Annotated in this window: 2 protein-coding genes; both read right to left on the reverse strand. The window is 36.1% G+C overall.

What is annotated here, in order from left to right; translation table 11 throughout:
- Positions 1-178: 178 nt before the first annotated feature.
- A complete protein-coding gene (locus tag CL42_RS16055; protein ID WP_035270925.1) occupies positions 179-1,303 on the reverse strand; it encodes a DUF2515 family protein in 1,125 nt (374 codons plus the stop codon).
- On the reverse strand, positions 1,303-1,729 hold a 427-nt coding region (locus CL42_RS16060; protein ID WP_228133305.1), incomplete at its 5' end, for a DUF2345 domain-containing protein. The genes CL42_RS16055 and CL42_RS16060, both read right to left, overlap by 1 nt.

The following is a 1,729-nucleotide window of genomic DNA, read 5'->3' on the forward strand; positions in this document are numbered from 1 at the left end:
CACCACCAAATCTTTTAATCCTTGCTGTCCAAAATGTAAAATAGCACTTTGTGGTGGCATGATTTCATTTCCTTTACTTTTCGTATTTGGAGTACAAGCCAATAATAGGCAACATATCGAAAATCCAAAAATTAAACTCAGATAATTTTTCATATTGAAACTTTTGTTAAAAAAATCGTTATTTTTTCCCTTCATTACTACTTGGATGTATTCCAAAGAGAAAGTTTGCTTTGCTCTGACTCCACCCCGTTATTGTTTTTAATTCCTGATGTAAAAAGGCACGCCCTTTATCATCCAACATTAAACGGTGATATTTTTCAGCGGCTTTTTTAATCCAAATCATACGACTATCGTAATTCTCCGCCTTTGTATCACTAAAAGGTGAAATATAAACTTCTTCAGGCAGTTCGCTAGCTCGCTTAGCCTTATCACTACTAGAGAACCAGCCCTCTTTAACTTCATCCACATCATAATCACTTGATAAAACTAAGGTTGCATCTGGCATAGCCCAGCCCATATACCAGCTTCTTTGTTTCTCTGCTCCCCATTGCGCAGAAGCCTTATTCCAAACAACCGTTTGCAAGATATTAAATTGCTCTTGAACTGCAATAAACATTAAGTGATCAAATAAATATTTCTTAGCTGCATTGTATTTTCCCTTTTCTGTTCTTTCTCCCAAAAAGATTTTTTCTATTTGAGGTAACAAAGCAAAAGCATCTTTGATTTGTTCTGTACTTCCTAAGTATTTAATCTCTGGCAAACAACTTGACCATGGTAGATTCATGACTTCTTTTTTTATATGAGTAAATTTTGAAATATTTCTTTGGGTTCTACAACTATCAAATGTTTTTGATGAAGCACTCCAAGCATAATGCCAAGGGGCAATATCCATAAATAGCCACAAATTCCCTAATGCAAAAAGATCGATTGGTTCTTTTATAGTATTTACAATAATAGGAGCAGAATAACCAGTCTGACTTCCCCAATGATCAAAAACATTAGCAACTGTTTTAGATGCAAATGCACCCAAACCCATCCAGTAATAACGACCTTTTAAATTTACATTACCATTTATCTCTTTTTCTAAGAAAATTTTAGCGTATGCTGCCGCTATTCTTCTTGCTCGTGCTTCATAACCTTCTTCAAGTCTATATAAGTTTTGTTTAGCATCTTTTAAATTTGAAAGACGCTGCATCGCTACTTGCTGATATACTTCCCAAAAAGTCAAACAATCACACTGTGCTATTTTGCAACTATTTTCAGTCGTATTGGTATTACTTTTCCAGTCTAGATCACCTCCCATTATTCCACATCTCCTTCGCTCTCAACTACCTCTAAAGTCATCCAGTTTAAACTCAATGTTAAACCTTCTTCGCCTTTGGTATTAATACGTTTAGATTTACCTTTATTATCCGCTTGTGCAATAAATTCTTGATCACTCGTAGAAACCTTATAGTCAATAAACTTCATAGGCTCACCCGACGGCAAAAGGATTTGGAATTTTTCATTATATATTTCATATGCAGGTAGTCCTTGCATATTAAATCCAACGTCTGCTCCCCCCACAAACAAATGCTGCCCTGCCTTAACCTCAAACTTACTTGCAGTCGTAGGAAATACCCCTGAAGCATTTATTTTTAGCTGTGAACCGCCTGCGGTCAGTACGATTTCTTTCGCACTCGTGATGTCGACATTTGCCTCCGTGGAAATAATCTGCACACCCTTTCTA

This window comes from Acinetobacter sp. Ver3, assembly GCF_000632455.1.
Classification (GTDB): Bacteria; Pseudomonadota; Gammaproteobacteria; order Pseudomonadales; family Moraxellaceae; genus Acinetobacter.

Coding starts and splice junctions, on each gene's coding strand:
- CL42_RS16055 (WP_035270925.1), bottom strand. CDS start 1,303: ATGGGAGGTGATCTAGACTGGAAAAGTAATACCAATACGACTGAAAAT.